Raw genomic sequence first — 15434 nt, 5'->3', positions numbered from 1 at the left:
TTATGGCATATCAAATTGAATGTTTGGAAACACGGGTTGAGGAGGATCAAGGGCAGTACGGCCAATTTGCGCTGTACCCCCTCGCCCCCGGTCAAGGGATTACGGTGGGGAATGCCCTGCGGCGGGTTCTTCTTGCCAACTTACCCGGTAGTGCCGTGACAGCGGTGCGCATTGCTGGTGTGAATCATGAGTTTTCAACAATTCCCGGTGTGCGCGAAGATGTCATGGACATTTTGCTGCAAATGAAGCAGTTGGTGATTCGCAGCCACACCTCAGAACCCCAAATGGGTCGCCTTTTTGCCCAAGCCCCTGAGAATGAGCCATTGACGGTTACTGCTGGCATGGTGCAACTTGGCTCTGAAGTGGAAGTGGTCAACCCCAACCACTATATTGCCACGCTGATGCCGGGGGCAACCTTGGAGATGGAATTCAAGATTGAACAGGATCGCGGCTATCGCTCAGTGGAGCGGGTACGGGACGATCGCCTTGCCTTGGACTATCTGCAATTGGATGCGGTCTTTATGCCCGTGCGGCGGGTGAACTATACCGTTGATTCGGTGCGCAGTGCGGGTGCAGAGGGCGATCGCCAGCTCCAAGACTATCTAAAACTGGAAATCTGGACGAATGGCAGCTTGACCCCCCAAGACGCCCTCAATCAGGCGGCAACGATTCTCGTGGATCTCTTTAGCCCCTTGAAGGAAGTGCCCCTGCACACCTCTGAGGCCACTACCACCGATGAGCATGACGAAACGGGACAAATTCCCATTGAGCAACTCAATTTGTCGGTGCGTGCCTACAACTGTCTCAAGCGTGCCCAAGTCAATACGGTCGCTGACCTCCTTGAGTATTCCCAAGAAGAGCTACTGGAGATCAAAAACTTCGGTCAAAAGTCTGCCGAGGAAGTGATCGAAGCACTGCAAAAACACTTGGGCATTACGCTACCGCCCCAAAAAGCTGCCCGTAACTAGAGAGATTGAATGAGGTTTGTCTATGCGTCACCAACGTCGGGTTCCCCAGCTAGGACTGCCAGCCGATCAACGAAAAGCACTGCTGCGGGCACTGACCACTGAATTGATTCGCCATGGCCGCATTACCACCACCAAAGCGCGGGCAAAGGCGGTACGCGCAGAGGCGGAGCGGATGATCACCTTGGCAAAGGATGGCTCCTTGGCGGCACGGCGGCGTGCCCTTGGCTATCTCTACGATAAGCAACTGGTGCATGCTCTGTTTGCCCAAGCTCCAGAGCGCTATGGCGATCGCAAGGGTGGCTATACCCGCATTATCCGCAGTGTGCGGCGGCGGGGTGATAATGCCGAATTGGCGGTCATTGAACTGGTGTAGCAGGCAATGATGACGGCGATCGCACCTCCTCAGAGCGGCCAACGCTTGGCACTGCTTATTCAGTACCAGGGCACCCATTTCCACGGCTGGCAACGGCAGGTGGGACAGCGCACAGTACAGGAGGTGATTGAGCAGGCGATCGCCAGTGTTGTCAATCATCCCGTCTCTGTTGTCGCAGCAGGTCGCACTGATACAGGGGTTCATGCTGCTGGTCAAGTGGCTCACGTCACGGTCAACTCGCCCATTCCCGTTCATCGTTGGCCGGGGATTCTCAATGCTCGCTTGCCCGCCGATGTGGTGATTCGTGCGGCGGCGGTGGTGCCCGATCACTGGCATGCCCGTTTCTCGGCACTGTGGCGTCGCTATCGCTATACCCTCTATACCGATCCCTGCCCCAATATCTTTTTGCGCCCTTGGACATGGCACTACTACTATGCCCCCTTAGATGTGGAAAAAATGGCAGCCGTGCTTCAGCCATTGTTGGGGCGGCATCACCTCAGTGCCTTTCACCGTTCTGGCTCGAATCGTGCCCATTCTTGGGTGGAGGTGCAGGCGGTGAGCTGCCAGCGGCGCGGTGCCCTTGTGGAAATTGAGGTGCAAGCTTCGGGGTTTCTCTACGGCATGATGCGCCTGTTGGTGGGACTTTTGGTACAGGTGGGGCAAGGCCAGCGATCGCCCGCCAGTTTTACGGAAATTTGGCAGCAGGAGCAACGCCACCTCGTCAAGTATGCTGCCCCCCCTGTAGGCCTTTGTCTATTGGGGGTGGGTTATCCTGAATCGCCTTTCCCCCTTGCCCTGTGCACCGAGGCGATGCCCCAGTTTCAGTTAGCCTCCATTAGCCCTGAATTGTCCATTGCATAGAATCATGGAGTTTGTGATGACCAGTACCGTAAAGACACCACTGCCCGCCGTGGATGACCTTGCTTCCCAGTGGTATGTCATTGATGCTGCTGATCAACGCTTGGGTCGGCTAGCCGCAGAAATTGCCCGTATTCTCAGGGGCAAAAACAAAGCCATTTACACCCCCCACATGGACACGGGTGACTTTGTGATTGTCATCAATGCCGAGAAAGTCACCGTCACCGGCAGAAAACGCTCCCAAAAACTCTACCGTCGTCACTCGGGACGCCCCGGCGGCATGAAAATTGAAACCTTTGATCAACTGCAAGCCCGCATTCCCGAGCGGATTATTGAGCATGCTGTCAAAGGGATGCTGCCGAAAAATTCCCTTGGCCGTAAACTCTTTACCAAGCTGAAAGTTTATGCTGGGCCAGAGCATCCCCACCAAGCGCAAAAACCCCAGCCTTTGACCATTAACACGATTCCGGGAGCCTAACATGCAAATTGCTGATCAGTCTAAGCGGGTAGTTTATTTGGGAACCGGTCGCCGTAAGTCGGCGGTGGCACGGGTGCGCCTGATCCCCGGTAGCGGTCAACTGTTGATCAATGGCCGCAATGGGGCTGACTACCTGCAAAACAACCCCACCTATCTCAACTTGGTGAAAGCCCCCCTTGAAACCCTTGGCCTTGAAAGTAGCTATGATATTTATGTCAATGCCACGGGGGGTGGTTTGACGGGGCAAGCAGATGCCATTCGTTTAGGGATTGCCCGCGCCCTGTGTCAACTGGACATCGAAAACCGCAAGCCTCTGAAAACGGAAGGCTATCTCACCCGCGATCCCCGTGCCAAGGAGCGGCGTAAATACGGTCTGCGCAAAGCCCGCAAAGCCCCCCAATACTCAAAACGCTAAGATGTTTGTTTTTTACTTCTCGTTTGTGGTGAGACGCCTATGCCAAAACCGAACATTCATCCCCAGTGGTATCCCGAAGCCAAAGTCTATTGTGACGGTGAAGTGGTGATGACCGTGGGTTCCACGAAACCCGAACTGCACGTGGATATCTGGTCAGGTAACCATCCCTTCTTCACGGGTACTCAGAAAATCGTTGACGCTGAAGGGCGGGTGGAACGCTTCCGCCGGAAATACAGCGGTGCCAAACCCCAGCAAACTGCTAAAGGGAAAAAAGCTGCCGCTAAACCGGCACCCAAAACCAACAAAAAGGGCTAATCGCTCTTCATGTCCCCCTTTTTTCAGCCGGCTGAGTGGCTGCCGCATCGCGCCTGTTGGTTAGCTTTCCCCAGTCACGAGGATTTTTGGGGAGAACTATTACCGCAGGTGCGTTTAGAATTTACTGCCCTGTGTCGCGCGATCGCTGACCCCGATCCCGTAACAGGTCAGTGCCGCGGGGAGCAACTGAAGATTCTGGTGCTAGATGAGGTGGGAGAAGCCACTGCTCGTTCTTATCTCGGGGATCTGAATCCACAGTTTTATCAGCTCCCCTTTGGTGACATTTGGCTGCGGGATACCGCTCCTGTGGGCTTAATCAATGAGGCAGGGGAGCGCCGACTCCTCTGTTTGCCCTTTAATGGTTGGGGCAAGAAGTATCAACTTCCCGGCGATAGTGACTTGGCTGTGCGCCTTGCTCTAGCCATCGGCCTCCCCTATGGGGCGGTGCCGTTATTCTTGGAGGGGGGGGCGATCGAAGTGGATGGCGAAGGAACCTGCCTCACCACCCGCCAGTGCCTCCTCAACCCCAACCGCAATCCCTATTTAGACAGCGCAGAAGTGGAAGCCCGCCTCAAGCCCGCCCTTGGCGTGAGCAAAATCCTCTGGATTGAATCGGGACTGGCCAACGATCACACCGATGGTCACATCGATACGCTGGTGCGTTTTGTGGCTCCGGCAACCGTGGTTTGTATGCTGCCCGACAGCCCTGAGGATCCGAACTACGATGTCCTGCTGACGATTTATGAGCAGTTGCAAACGCTAACGGATGCCAAGGGGCGCTCCCTAGAGGTGATCCCAGTGCCTTCGCCGGGGCGGGTGACGAGTCGCAAGGGGGAGATTTTGCCCGCTAGCTACGTGAATTTTTATATTGCCAATACCACCGTTGTCGTCCCCACCTATGGTGTCGAAGCGGATGCCAAAGCGGTTGAGGCGATCGCCAAGCTCTTTCCCAGTCGCAAAACTGTTGGCCTTCCCGCACGGACGATTTTAGAAGGGGGAGGCGCCTTCCATTGCATTACTCAGCAGGAACTATGAGAACACTGACCGTTGCTGCCATTCAAGCTCAACTGACCGATGATGTTGAGACCAATATTCTGCACCTCAGTGATCTAGTGCGGCAGGCGCATCAGCAGGGGGCACAGGTCATTGTCCTGCCAGAGCTATTTGAAGGTCACTATTTTTGTAAGGAAGAGCGGGAGAGTCACTTTCAGCGGGCACACCCCGTGAAAAACCACCCAACAATTGCTCACTTTGAGGCCTTGGCGCGGGAACTGGCGGTGGTGATTCCAGTGTCCTTTTTTGAAAAGGCGGGCACCGTCTATTACAACAGTGTGGCCATGATTGATGCGGGGGGTGTCAACCTCGGTGTCTATCGCAAAAGTCATATTCCCGATGGCCCCGGCTATGAGGAAAAGTTTTACTTCCGCCCCGGAAATACAGGCTTTCGAGTCTGGCGTACCCGCTACGGCAAAATCGGTGTCGGCATCTGCTGGGATCAGTGGTTTCCAGAGGCTGCACGGGTGATGACCCTGATGGGAGCAGAAGTGCTCGTGTATCCCACTGCCATTGGTAGTGAACCCCACGATCCCACACTGGACACCAAAGACCCGTGGCAGCGGGTGATGGTTGGTCATGCAGTGGCAAATGTGATTCCAGTGGTGGCAGCCAACCGTGTGGGTGATGAGGGGGGACAACTATTCTATGGCAGTTCATTTATTGCTAATCCAAGGGGAGATCTGGTGGCCGAGGCTGATCGCACCCAAGAAGCAGTGCTTGTCCATAAATTTGATTTAGAGGAAATTGAGCACCTACGGGCGGCCTATGGCTTCTTTCGCGATCGCCGACCCGGCCTCTACAAAGCCCTGTTGACTGCGGATGGTGTTAGTTAATTGCCGTGGCTTGGCTGGAGATGAAAGTGTAGGTGCTGATGAGCCTGTAGCCGATGGCAATGATCATGCTCGCTGTCGTGCTCATGGGGATGAGTGTGCCAAAAACCAGCGGGGAGATGCCGCAGGTGCCACGGTTGGGTCAACACCACAAAAGCGATGAAAAGCACCATGCTACTGAGGCCAGTATAGAAAAAATGTTGGGCTGGAAACTGACTGCCGAACCATCCCGCTAGGGGATAGGCCAAGACCCACCAAAGATGACTCCAAGCAAACTGAGCGCCATAAACCCGACCCTGCAAGTCCACGGCCACTCTCTCAGCAATTACCGTCTGCATAGGCACATTGACGAGGGTTTTACCGATACCCGCGATCGCCCACAACAGAGCGAGGGTAGGGACATTGGCACTATAGGCAGCCAGCAACGGCAGCACCGTCAGTATCCCCCCTAGGGCCATCACCACCACTGCACTCATCCTGCGACAGGAAGAACCCCAAATCACCGCAGCCAAAGTAGCACCCACACCAAATGCCGCCATGATTGAGCCGTAGGCCTGACTTCCTGCCTGTAGCGTGCCCTGAACATAGCCGACGGTATTCACCAAAATTTCCGCGCCAGCGATCGCCGCCACCAATTGCAGTAGTAATCCATAGCGAATTGCTGCATCCCACCAAAGGCACTGACTACCAACACTTAGCTCCTCAAGAAATCCGCTACGGGGGGGGACTGATCCTGCTCTAGGTACGATCAAAGCAGTGGGCAGCCCAGCAATCAACACCGCTGCAACCAAAAAGGTCAAAGCATCCAAAAAGAACACTGAACGGGTACTGCATAACGCCGCAACACTACCTGCGAGGGCTGGGCCTAAAACACTCAGGAGTTGGTACGTGGCATTCGAGAGGGCGATCGCCGGTGGGCACTCCTCAGCCGTCGTAATCAAGGGTAATGTGGCCGTGTAGGTTGGGGTAAAAAGGGCGTGAAAGCCACTCAGCAAAGCCACTACGAGATACAGTTGCCAGCCGTCAGTAACAAACGGCAAGAAGGATACCAAAACCATCCGCACAAGATGGGTAGTCACCATCAATCCCTTGCGATCCAATCGATCTGCTAAGACACCAGCAATAGGAGCCAATAGCACAAAAATGGTGACCCGCAGAGTTAAGGCAGTTGAGAGCCACAGTCCTGAATTCTCTCCTGCTAACTCAAAAGCAAGGAGTGCTAAGCCGAGCCATGTGAACGCATCCCCAATCAGATTGATCGTTTGCGCCGTATAGAGACCGGCAAAGGCTCGATTCCGTAGGCACTGCAACAGGGGAGGAAGTTGAAAGGTCATGGTGGCCACCTCAGAACCCACACGTTTACTATATCCCCCCTAGGGGGATGTCTGCCAAGGGAAATCACGGATGAACTATGATTGGCGTAGGTTGTTCTTAAATACCTGTGAGTGGTGCAGCCACATCTCAGTATCCTGCTCGCGATCGCCAGCGGCCTAGCTCTACCGACAGTTACTTTTGCAAACTGCACCATTAACAGCGTGACTGGCCTAAACCTTGGCGCCTACTGGCAATGCCGGTCGTTTTACCCCTCGACAAATGACCTCTGGCAGGGGGCGCCTTGACTACAACCTTTACATTGATGCCGCTCGCACCCAAATCTGGGGGGATGGTACCCGTGGGAGCAGTTTGCGTACCTTAGTGCCTGTGAATCATGCCCCTACAACCCTTGAAATTTTTGGTCGCATCCCCACCCGGCAGTTTGTGCCTGCGGGCATCTACAGCGATACGATTGTAGTGACACTGGAATACTAAGAAACCGTAAAGCGATTGGTTTCCTCGCGAATTTGTTCAAAGGAAATCTCCTGAGCTGTACCCGCAAAGGGATGATCCGGAGTTAAAAAGAGAAGGCAGTGACACTCCCGCCGTTCGCGCATGGGCACACAGGGGCAGTTCCAGTAGGCCGCTTCTACCTCTGCTTCTTTGTCTTCATAGTGGCGGCAGGGACACAGGGGAGAGCCATAGTCGTCTTTATGCTTGGCCAATCCTTCCAGAACAACCGCCGTTGTCCCCAAATCTGAGCAAAAGTAGGTTCCTGTGCGCTTAGCATAGGTTTCCGCAAACTTGCGCATGGCTTCAAGATTTTTGTCGGAGGCCTGTTGCGGTTTATAGGTGCTACTCATGGCAAAATTTGCGACACGAAACTTCTTTCAGTTTAGCGGAAGGCGATCGCTGGATCGGCGCTGACTGGATTAAAAGATCCAGGGTGCTGGAGTTGAACCAGCCTATGGCGAATTATGAGTTCGCTGCCTCATCCGCTCGGCCAACCCTGGGAAAATGCCTATCACTTTTCAATATAGTTCCACTTGGCGCTTTCTACCGCCAGATGGTCTGAATGGCCATTGAGTGCGGGGTTCCTTGCTAGGCTAAAGGAGAAGGGGTTTCAAGAAGACTGGGGATGAAGCCAATTTACTTAGATGGACTGGCAACCACACCGGTGGATCCCCAAGTACTGGCAGCCATGTTGCCCTATTTTAGCGATCGCCCCGGCAATGCCAGTAATCGTGCCCATGCCTATGGTTGGGAGGCCGCCGCCGCCATTGATCTTGCCCGTGAAACGATTGCCGCAGCCATCCATGCCCATCCCGAAGAAATCATTTTCACCAGTGGTGCCACTGAAGCAGACAACTTGGCAATCAAGGGGGTGGCTGAAGCCTACTACAGTCGCGGTCGCCATATCATTACCGTGCAGACAGAACACAATGCAGTGCTCGCTCCCTGTCGCTATTTGGAGTCCCTTGGCTTTCGGGTGACCTATCTAGGGGTGAATGAGAAAGGGTTCATTGATCTGGCGGAGTTAGAGCAAGCCTTTACCCATGAGACCATCTTGGTATCCGTGATGGCCGCGAATAATGAAATTGGGGTGCTCCAACCCTTGGCCGAGATTGGTCGCCGCTGTCGCGATCGCGGGGTACTCTTCCACACCGATGCCGCTCAAGCCTTGGGCAAAATTCCCTTGGATGTTCAGGCGCTTCAGGTGGATCTCATGTCCCTGACTGCCCATAAACTCTACGGACCAAAGGGCATTGGTGCCCTCTATGTGCGGCGCGATCGCCCCCGCGTCCAACTTGCGCCTCAACTTCATGGTGGCAGTCAAGAACAGGGCTGGCGATCCGGAACCTTGGCCACCCCCCTCATTGTCGGCTTTGGGGTAGCAGTACGACTCGCTCAGGAACGTCAAGCCACGGATATTCCCCATCTGCGGCACCTGAAAGAACGGCTGTGGCAGGGCTTAGCCTCCCTTGGAGACATTTATCTCAATGGTGATTGGCAACAGAGTTTACCCAACTGTCTCAATGTCAGTATTGGTGGGGTTGAGGGCAATGCCCTCCTACAGTCGATTTATCCCCATGTTGCCCTCTCAACGGGGGCAGCCTGTAGTAGCGACAAACCAACACCGTCTCACGTTCTGCTTGCCTTGGGGCGATCGCCCACCCTTGCTCATGCTTCGCTGCGATTTGGTTTATTACGTACCACCACAGAGACCGAGATTGATTTAGCGCTTCAGCAGATTCACCACAGCATTCAACAACTACGCCACCAGAGTTGACGCTCATCCCGGTAACGCTATGCCTAACGGCAGGCTTAGGCCAACGCGTATAGCAGGAGATTCCCCGTTCACAGAGTCTTGACTAGATGACCTGAAAGTCATCCCCGCCAGAACCTCTCTAGGGGCATTTTCAAGACGGTACGCCCCACCGCCTATCAATCGATTCCGCAACACGAATGCAGCGGCAATATCCCTAGGCATTGAACAGCCACAGGGGCACTCATGCCAACGGATTGATAGCGTTTTGCGGACTGCTTCGCCACAGTTGGGACACTCTTGAGAGGTGCCCGCTGCTTTCTCCGTGACAACCACCTTGCCACGCTTGCAGGTCACCCAAGGCAACACCGAGTTCAGGAATGGCCCATGACCCGCATCCAGCATGTGCTTGCCCAGCGTCCCACGACTGAGGCCAATCAGATTCAAATCCTCCACCACAATCACATCAGCCCCGTCGCAAAGTTGGTGGGCAACCTTGAAGTGACAGTCCCTCCGGGTGCGGGCAATCTGTTCATGCAGCTTCGCCACCTTCCGTTGAATCTTCTTCCAGTTGGCTGACCCAATCTGTTTCCGCTTCAGTCTGCGTTGCAGCAATTGAAGCTTGCGTTGCATCTCTACGAAAAACCTAGGCCGTGCTAGTTGAAGTCCGTCCGAGGTGGAGAGAAAGTATTCCAAGCCAATCGAGGCCAACCACCCGCTTCAAGACTTGCTGCAATGCTTGGGCGTTAACCGACGCTAAATCAGGGTTGGTCTGCTTTGCTTGGGTTAATCGTTGGCACTGCACGTTGAAGCTGGGGTAAGGGGCATCCGCTGGGATGATGTACTCGCTACGCACAGAGCAGGCATTGACTGGACATTTGCGCGAAGCAATCCAGTCTTTGCGCTCCCTCAGCGCATCATTTCAAACTTGGCGACACACGTCTAGATCGTGGTCGATCTGCTTGGCCTGCTGCTGGGTTAGTTTTAGCCTGTACTCGTACGTCAGGGTGAGCATGAGTGGACTATAGCTATTAGTCGCGCCCGATGTTCGGTGCTAGCTCAATATGTCCAGCAACAAGCTGAGATTGAGTGACTGCTCCCTGCGGTCGCCCGCCGCCTCACCACCACCTAACCGCTTTGCGGTATAGACGGAGTACTACGGCGAATTTTGGTAGATTGCTAAAAAATGCAGGAGCCTCTTTGCCCCTGCACTGGAATCGTTAATTTTAACTCTTCGTCAATCGTCTAGCACTATGGGCGCAGTTTCCCGAGCATGCTCATAATGCCATCTTGTTTCTTGAGCATTTGGTTGAGCTTGCGCAAATCAAGGTTGATGGTTTCAGCAGGATAGTTTTTCAAAAACGACATCATGCTCAACCCTTCCGAAGAAGCAGCGGCAGTGAGCATGGCACCACGGAGAGCCACTTCACCGGCTTTATCGCGGCGAATCGTGACCTGAGAAAATTGTTTGAGTAAATCTTTGCCAATGGGACTACTCAAAATTTTATTGGTTTGCACAACATTAAAGGGCAGCCGCATACCCAAGAATTCAAGGAGCTTGGCTTGGTCATCTTTGGAAACCATCCGCATCAATGCTCGCAATTCTCCCGTAGCTTCTTGAGTGGACACAAATTCCTCTAGCTCCGACATCGGGAAGGAGCGCTGAAAAGGACCATAGGTGAGGGAGACAAAGTTAGCTGCTTTGGCAGGGGTGGTGAAAAGGGCACCCACGGGTAGTGCCAGTGCCAGTAACCAAGGCGAAAGACGCTTCAGCATAGGGGATCGACTCCAAAATCACTTCAGTACAAACGTCGGATTGCACCGCTAGCAGTATAGCAGCGAAAATAGAGCTTGCTGGCTCTCCTTAACTTATCCCTAACGTTTAGTAGGCTTAGACGTAAATTGATGAGCGTTTGGCAGCAGGGCGCCACCATTGAGCTAACAATTGACTCCTTGAACCACACGGGGGAGGGGGTAGGACGCTGGCAGGATCGGGTGGTCTTTGTGGCGGATACGGTTCCGGGCGATCGCCTGCGGGTGCGACTGACCCATGTCAAGCGGCAATATGCCCACGGCAAGGTCTTGGAGGTGGTGCAGCCCTCAGAACAGCGGGTGCGGCCAAGCTGTATTGTCGCTGATAAGTGTGGCGGCTGTCAGTGGCAGTGTGTGGCCTATGGGGCGCAATTGGCGGCCAAAGAACAACTGGTGAAGGACGCGATCGCCCGCATTGCTCATCTAGAGCCGCAAACCTTTCTGCCCATTGTGGCTGCCCCTAACCGCTTTGGCTATCGCAATAAAGTGACGTACCCCCTCGGTCGCCGCCATGGTACCGTGGTTGCGGGCTATTACCAAAAAGGCTCCCATCACCTAGTGAACCTGAATCAATGTCCCGTGCAAGATCCGCGCTTCAATCCGCTCTTGGCTGCCCTGAAGCAAGCGTTACAACCTTGGCCGATATACAACGAGCAGACCCATGAACCGGGGTTGCGCCACTTGGGCTTGCGCATTGGTCAGCGTACCGGGGAGCAGCTCATTACCCTCGTGCTCGCGGGGGCATTACCCGCTGGCTTGCAGGCAGAGGCAGAAGGTTGGTTACAGCAGTTTCAAGGGGTGGTGGGGGTCTGTGTCAACTTCAATCATCAAGTGGGCAATCGCATCTTTGGTGACGAGACCCAGGTATTGGCGGGGCGATCGTACCTTTGGGAAGAGATGGCAGGGGTGAGGTTTCAGATTGCTTCGACCACCTTTTTTCAAGTCAACACGGCGCAAGCGGAGCAACTGGTTAGCACCCTGCGAGAGTGGATTGCCCCAACGGGTCACGAACGACTGCTGGATCTCTACTGTGGAGTCGGGACACTGAGCCTACCCCTTGCCGGCGCTGTCGCTGAAGTGATTGGTGTGGAAGTGCATCCTGCTTCGGTACAACAGGCGATCGCCAACGCCCAGCACAATGGTATTAACAATGCTCGCTTTCTCTGCGCCAGAGCAGAAGAGTGGCTACCCCAGTCCGATCAGGCTGTGGATGTGCTAATTCTTGATCCACCGCGCAAAGGGTGCGATCGCCCCGTTCTTGAGGCGATTCTCCGCCACCGTCCGCCGCGCATTCTCTATGTCAGTTGTCACCCTGCCACCTTGGCACGGGATTTGGCTCACCTCTGCGCTACCGGTGCCTATCAACTAACCAAAATTCAGCCCCTCGATATGTTTCCGCAAACAGCCCATGTAGAAACGGTTGCTTTACTGACTACTTCCTAGGGCAGGATTCTCCCCAGTGGGTTGGATTGGCTCTACGCGAAACATTTTGGCAAACATCTTGCTAACGTAGGCTTGGCCATAGACCACGCTGGTCTTAGGTGTTGGCGAAGTGCTTGTCTCTGGTGGCGCGGCGGTTGGACTTTCCTGAGGGCTAGAGGGAGAGGCTGTAGACTCCTGCTGCTCTGGCGTGGAATTCTCTGCAGTATCGGCAGTTGTTGATGGCTCTTGCCAAGGATCCTCAGAGGAAACGACACTCTCTTGGGGGGGACTCGTTTCTGTGGGGGGCTGCCAACGGCGACTACTATCACCAAGAAGCGAACCAGCGGCCACCACAGCACCAGCCGGAATCGTTGTTTGCATCACGGTGGTACTGGCGCCAATACAGGCATGGGGTTCAACGGTCACTGCCCCAATCAGCAGCACGCCCGCGCCAATGTTGACCCCTTCGCCAATTTCAATGGTGCCGCCGTGGGCATGAATGACGCTGCCCATACCAATACAGACACCTGCGGCAATGCGAATTGAAGCCCCTGCTTCTGCCCAAAGCAACACCCCGGGTGCCAAAACGGCTTGGGGATCCACCACCACATCACCAACAATGCGAACCGCAGGTGAAGGGGGCAGGGCTAAAGGCGGCAGGGGCATTGGGGCACCTCACAGGGAGGGCTACTTAGCAGCCTGTTGGAGCAGGATTTCGGCCACCCGCTGCCTACCGGCAGGATTAATGCCAATCAGCCGCACGTACTCGCCACTGTATTCTTGGAGGCAAGCCTGAATCGCAGCAAGGGCTTCATTGAGATTTTTGGCCTCAATGCGGGGGCCACTTTGCCAAGAGTTGGTGCGGTAGCGACGGGCATCCACGTGTTCTAGGCCGAGGGTATAGCCCTGTTGTAGCAGTTGCCGTACTTGTTCGACGACCTCTTGACTGAGGTTGTGGCTGCTAGTGCTTCCTTGACTAGAGGCGGTTGGGCGCGGTGCGAACCCTTGACCACGGGTGCTACTGCCATTGCTGGCGGCTTTACCATTGGGGCGGTGAATAATCGTTTCCAGTACCCGCTGTTTGGCTTGGGGATTGACACCTACGAGGCGGACATAGTCCCGCTGGTGCTCGGCAAGGAAGGCCCTGAGGTCATTGAGCTGCTGCGCTGAGGTAATTTTGATGCCGCTTTGCCAAGAACTGGTACGGAAGCGACGCTGGTCGGCATACTCGGTGGTGACTTGGCAGCCTTGGCGCAACAGGTCTTGAATTTGGTTCAGGAGATCGGCGCTGAGAACGGTTTCATTGCTGGCCGAACTGACGGAGACAGGGCTAGTAGCCGCTGGGGTTGCTGCTTTTGTGGCGATCGCCACCGCGCCATCGGGCCGCTGAATAATTTGCTCAAGGACGCGCCGCTTTTGCTTTTGATCAATACCAATCAAGCGCACATATTCCCCTGCATGTTCTTGGAGGCAGGCTTCAAGGGCGGCGAGCACTTCCCGTTCCTGCTTTGCTTGAATCGGAGCACAACTGGTCCAAGAGCTGGTGCGATAGCGGCGGGCATCAGCGTGCTCTGTGCCAATTTGATAGCCCTGCTGGAGCAACTGCCGCACCTGAGCCACAACGGAAGGATCGAGGGAACCCACTGGGGCTGCACTCACGGTTGCGCTGGGACGATAGGGACTGGTACTGGCCACAGGTGCTTGACCGGGGCGTTGAATAATTTCCTCGAAAACGCGACGCTTGGCTTTGGGATCGACGCCGATCAGGCGTACATACTCACCCTCGTGTTCCTTGAGGAGTTGGGCGATCGCCGCCATCACTTGAGACTCCTGCCGTCCCGTCAACGTCGGGCAACTCTGCCAAGAGCTCGTACGATACCGCCGCGCATCGGCATATTCCAAGCTGATTTGGTATCCCTGCTGCAACAATTGGCGGACATGAGTCCCATAATCTGCGGTCATAGTGTTCTTTTCCCCGGTGAGCGTTTCAACGTGTAGGATGGGTGGGTCTTCTTGACGCTGGAGTTCATTCCGAATCGGGGCAATACAGGCAATATTCTCAGCACAGTGGTACCCCGATAGCAGTGCTTCATTGATGCCAACCACGTGCTGGGCAAAGTGAATATCCGACTCTTCCACATTCGGCAGGCGATCGGCTTGCTGCTGCGTCGTGATCACCATTCCTGAAGGCACATATTTTCCCGGTGGAATCTCCACATCCTGAATGAGGACATGCATCATCACCACACAGCCCGCGCCAATCCGAGCATTAAAGACCGTCGAACGAAAGCCAATGAAACAGCCATCGCCAATGTAGGCAGGGCCATGGATCAAGGCCATGTGGGTAATTGAGGCATTATCACCAATCCAGACAGAATACTCTTGGCCATCATCGCCAATCACCCGTCCCTGCTGGAGGCCGTGGATGACAACGCCATCTTGGATGTTGGTGCGGGAGCCAATGTGGAAGGGCGTTCCTTCATCGGCACGAATGGACGTGCCGGGTGCGATGTGAACATAATCTTTGATGCGGACATCGCCGATGAGGTTACTAAAGGAGTGGACGTAAGCCGTGGGGGCAATCTCTGGCTCCGCTAAATCCCTAGACCACGGCGTCGGAGGTGCCGCATAGCTTTGAACCGCCATAGGGAGAAGTCTCCAATGCTAATACTGGGTACGTTTGCTGTAGAGCAAATAATTATCCCGACTTACGGTGTCAATAATGGCGACAACGGCTGCGTCAATGGGTTTGTCGGTGCCATTGATAATACAGCGGGCGGCACTGCCTCGGCTTACCAATACCCACTCATCCTGTCCTGCACCCACCGTATCCGCAGCCACTTCGTAGTCGGGTAAAAATTCGCCGTCCTCACCCAAATATTGCAAGACGAGAAACTTGACTCCCGTTAAGGTGTCTTCTTTTTGAGTACTGGTAACGGTGCCGCACACTCGCGCGATTTTCACTATGGGCGACCCATCGGGCGGATACCGCTAACGCTTTCGCGGAATTGTTCCACCGCTTCGGTGTAGCGAATGGGCAGGACGTATTCGAGGTTTTCGTGGGGACGAGCAATGATGTGGGTGGAGAGCACTTGACCCCCATTCACACGCTTCACGTTTTCGACCCCCGCCGCCACCGAAGCCTGCACTTCAGACACATCACCACGGACAATCACGGTCACCCGACCACTGCCGATTTTCTCGTAGCCCACTAAGGTAACGCGAGCGGCTTTCACCATTGCGTCTGCGGCTTCCACCACTGCAGGGAAACCAAGGGTTTCAATCATACCGACGGCAATTGCCATTGTAATAACTCCTAAACGTCAA

General features: G+C 54.8%; 20 protein-coding genes and 1 tRNA gene. 11 read left to right on the top strand and 10 right to left on the bottom strand.

The annotated features are described in order from the left end of the window. Positions 1-2 precede the first annotated feature (2 nt). From RHJ80_RS06150 to aguB, 8 genes are read left to right on the top strand one after another with little or no spacing between them, the layout of a single operon-like run. Complete coding sequence (locus RHJ80_RS06150; protein WP_206201504.1) at positions 3-968, top strand: DNA-directed RNA polymerase subunit alpha; 966 nt, start codon at positions 3-5, stop codon at positions 966-968. 22 nt (positions 969-990) lie between these two features. Then, complete coding sequence (rplQ, locus tag RHJ80_RS06145) at positions 991-1341, top strand: 50S ribosomal protein L17 (RefSeq protein WP_206201503.1); 351 nt, start codon at positions 991-993, stop codon at positions 1339-1341. A gap of 6 nt (positions 1342-1347) precedes the next feature. Then, positions 1348-2202 (top strand): tRNA pseudouridine(38-40) synthase TruA, encoded by an 855-nt coding sequence (gene truA, locus RHJ80_RS06140; RefSeq protein ID WP_206201502.1) that lies wholly within the window; start codon positions 1348-1350, stop codon positions 2200-2202. Between the two features lie 16 nt (positions 2203-2218). Continuing rightward, entirely contained in the window at positions 2219-2677 is a 459-nt protein-coding gene (rplM, locus tag RHJ80_RS06135) for a 50S ribosomal protein L13 (RefSeq protein WP_310801666.1), read from the top strand. 1 nt (position 2678) lies between these two features. Beyond that, entirely contained in the window at positions 2679-3092 is a 414-nt protein-coding gene (gene rpsI, locus RHJ80_RS06130) for a 30S ribosomal protein S9 (protein ID WP_149817876.1), read from the top strand. Between the two features lie 39 nt (positions 3093-3131). Then, positions 3132-3407: a 50S ribosomal protein L31 gene (gene rpmE / locus RHJ80_RS06125; protein ID WP_149817874.1), complete on the top strand. Its 276-nt coding sequence runs from the start codon at positions 3132-3134 to the stop codon at positions 3405-3407. Between the two features lie 9 nt (positions 3408-3416). Continuing rightward, positions 3417-4442, top strand: coding sequence for an agmatine deiminase family protein (locus tag RHJ80_RS06120; RefSeq protein ID WP_310801665.1), 1026 nt, complete (start codon positions 3417-3419; stop codon positions 4440-4442). Then, positions 4439-5296, top strand: coding sequence for an N-carbamoylputrescine amidase (aguB, locus tag RHJ80_RS06115; RefSeq protein ID WP_302676464.1), 858 nt, complete (start codon positions 4439-4441; stop codon positions 5294-5296). Before RHJ80_RS06120 ends, aguB begins: the two co-directional genes overlap by 4 nt. Here the strand turns inward: aguB and RHJ80_RS06110 are convergent. Beyond that, on the bottom strand, positions 5293-6627 hold the full coding sequence (locus RHJ80_RS06110) for an MFS transporter (RefSeq protein ID WP_310800560.1): 1335 nt from the start codon (positions 6625-6627) through the stop codon (positions 5293-5295). The genes aguB and RHJ80_RS06110 overlap by 4 nt on opposite strands. Before the next feature lie 217 nt (positions 6628-6844). Here RHJ80_RS06110 and RHJ80_RS06105 point away from each other — a divergent pair, with 217 nt between their 5' ends. Further along, the gene (locus RHJ80_RS06105; RefSeq protein ID WP_206201497.1) at positions 6845-7102 is read left to right on the top strand and encodes a spore coat U domain-containing protein; all 258 of its coding nucleotides are present in this window, start codon (positions 6845-6847) and stop codon (positions 7100-7102) included. Here RHJ80_RS06105 and RHJ80_RS06100 read toward each other — a convergent pair. Together RHJ80_RS06100 and RHJ80_RS06095 are read right to left on the bottom strand one after the other, a co-directional pair. Beyond that, complete coding sequence (locus RHJ80_RS06100; RefSeq protein WP_206201496.1) at positions 7099-7470, bottom strand: ferredoxin-thioredoxin reductase catalytic domain-containing protein; 372 nt, start codon at positions 7468-7470, stop codon at positions 7099-7101. The genes RHJ80_RS06105 and RHJ80_RS06100 overlap by 4 nt on opposite strands. A 77-nt stretch (positions 7471-7547) precedes the next feature. Then, positions 7548-7620: transfer RNA gene (locus RHJ80_RS06095), tRNA-Ile, on the bottom strand. A gap of 125 nt (positions 7621-7745) precedes the next feature. Between RHJ80_RS06095 and RHJ80_RS06090 the strand changes: the two genes are divergently transcribed. Next, the gene (locus RHJ80_RS06090) at positions 7746-8897 is read left to right on the top strand and encodes a cysteine desulfurase family protein (RefSeq protein ID WP_206201495.1); all 1152 of its coding nucleotides are present in this window, start codon (positions 7746-7748) and stop codon (positions 8895-8897) included. Positions 8898-8900: 3 nt separating this feature from the next. On the opposite strand, the gene RHJ80_RS13100 is transcribed toward RHJ80_RS06090, so the two are convergent. From RHJ80_RS13100 to RHJ80_RS06080, 3 genes are all read right to left on the bottom strand, one after another. After that, a complete protein-coding gene (locus RHJ80_RS13100; protein WP_315863367.1) occupies positions 8901-9569 on the bottom strand; it encodes a transposase in 669 nt (222 codons plus the stop codon). Between the two features lie 226 nt (positions 9570-9795). Continuing rightward, the gene (locus RHJ80_RS13095; protein ID WP_315862904.1) at positions 9796-9888 is read right to left on the bottom strand and encodes a helix-turn-helix domain-containing protein; all 93 of its coding nucleotides are present in this window, start codon (positions 9886-9888) and stop codon (positions 9796-9798) included. Between the two features lie 236 nt (positions 9889-10124). Next, complete coding sequence (locus RHJ80_RS06080; RefSeq protein WP_310801663.1) at positions 10125-10649, bottom strand: alpha/beta hydrolase; 525 nt, start codon at positions 10647-10649, stop codon at positions 10125-10127. Between the two features lie 129 nt (positions 10650-10778). Between RHJ80_RS06080 and rlmD the strand changes: the two genes are divergently transcribed. Beyond that, the gene (rlmD, locus tag RHJ80_RS06075; RefSeq protein ID WP_310743523.1) at positions 10779-12128 is read left to right on the top strand and encodes a 23S rRNA (uracil(1939)-C(5))-methyltransferase RlmD; all 1350 of its coding nucleotides are present in this window, start codon (positions 10779-10781) and stop codon (positions 12126-12128) included. Here rlmD and RHJ80_RS06070 read toward each other — a convergent pair. From RHJ80_RS06070 to RHJ80_RS06055, 4 genes are read right to left on the bottom strand one after another with little or no spacing between them, the layout of a single operon-like run. Next, a complete protein-coding gene (locus RHJ80_RS06070) occupies positions 12111-12773 on the bottom strand; it encodes a hypothetical protein (protein WP_310801662.1) in 663 nt (220 codons plus the stop codon). The genes rlmD and RHJ80_RS06070 overlap by 18 nt on opposite strands. 21 nt (positions 12774-12794) lie before the next feature. Beyond that, complete coding sequence (locus tag RHJ80_RS06065) at positions 12795-14753, bottom strand: ribulose bisphosphate carboxylase small subunit (protein WP_310801661.1); 1959 nt, start codon at positions 14751-14753, stop codon at positions 12795-12797. An 18-nt stretch (positions 14754-14771) separates the two neighbouring features. Then, positions 14772-15071, bottom strand: a complete 300-nt coding sequence (locus tag RHJ80_RS06060) for a EutN/CcmL family microcompartment protein (RefSeq protein WP_149817455.1) — start codon at positions 15069-15071, stop codon at positions 14772-14774. Further along, a complete protein-coding gene (locus tag RHJ80_RS06055; protein WP_011056790.1) occupies positions 15071-15412 on the bottom strand; it encodes a carbon dioxide-concentrating mechanism protein CcmK in 342 nt (113 codons plus the stop codon). The genes RHJ80_RS06060 and RHJ80_RS06055 overlap by 1 nt, the downstream gene beginning before the upstream one ends. Positions 15413-15434: the final 22 nt, after the last annotated feature.

It is taken from the genome of Thermosynechococcus sp. QS41, from assembly GCF_031583515.1.
Lineage (GTDB): Bacteria > Cyanobacteriota > Cyanobacteriia > Thermosynechococcales > Thermosynechococcaceae > Thermosynechococcus.
Note: the sequence above shows the minus strand (reverse complement) of the source record. Positions and strands in the feature narration are given on the sequence as shown.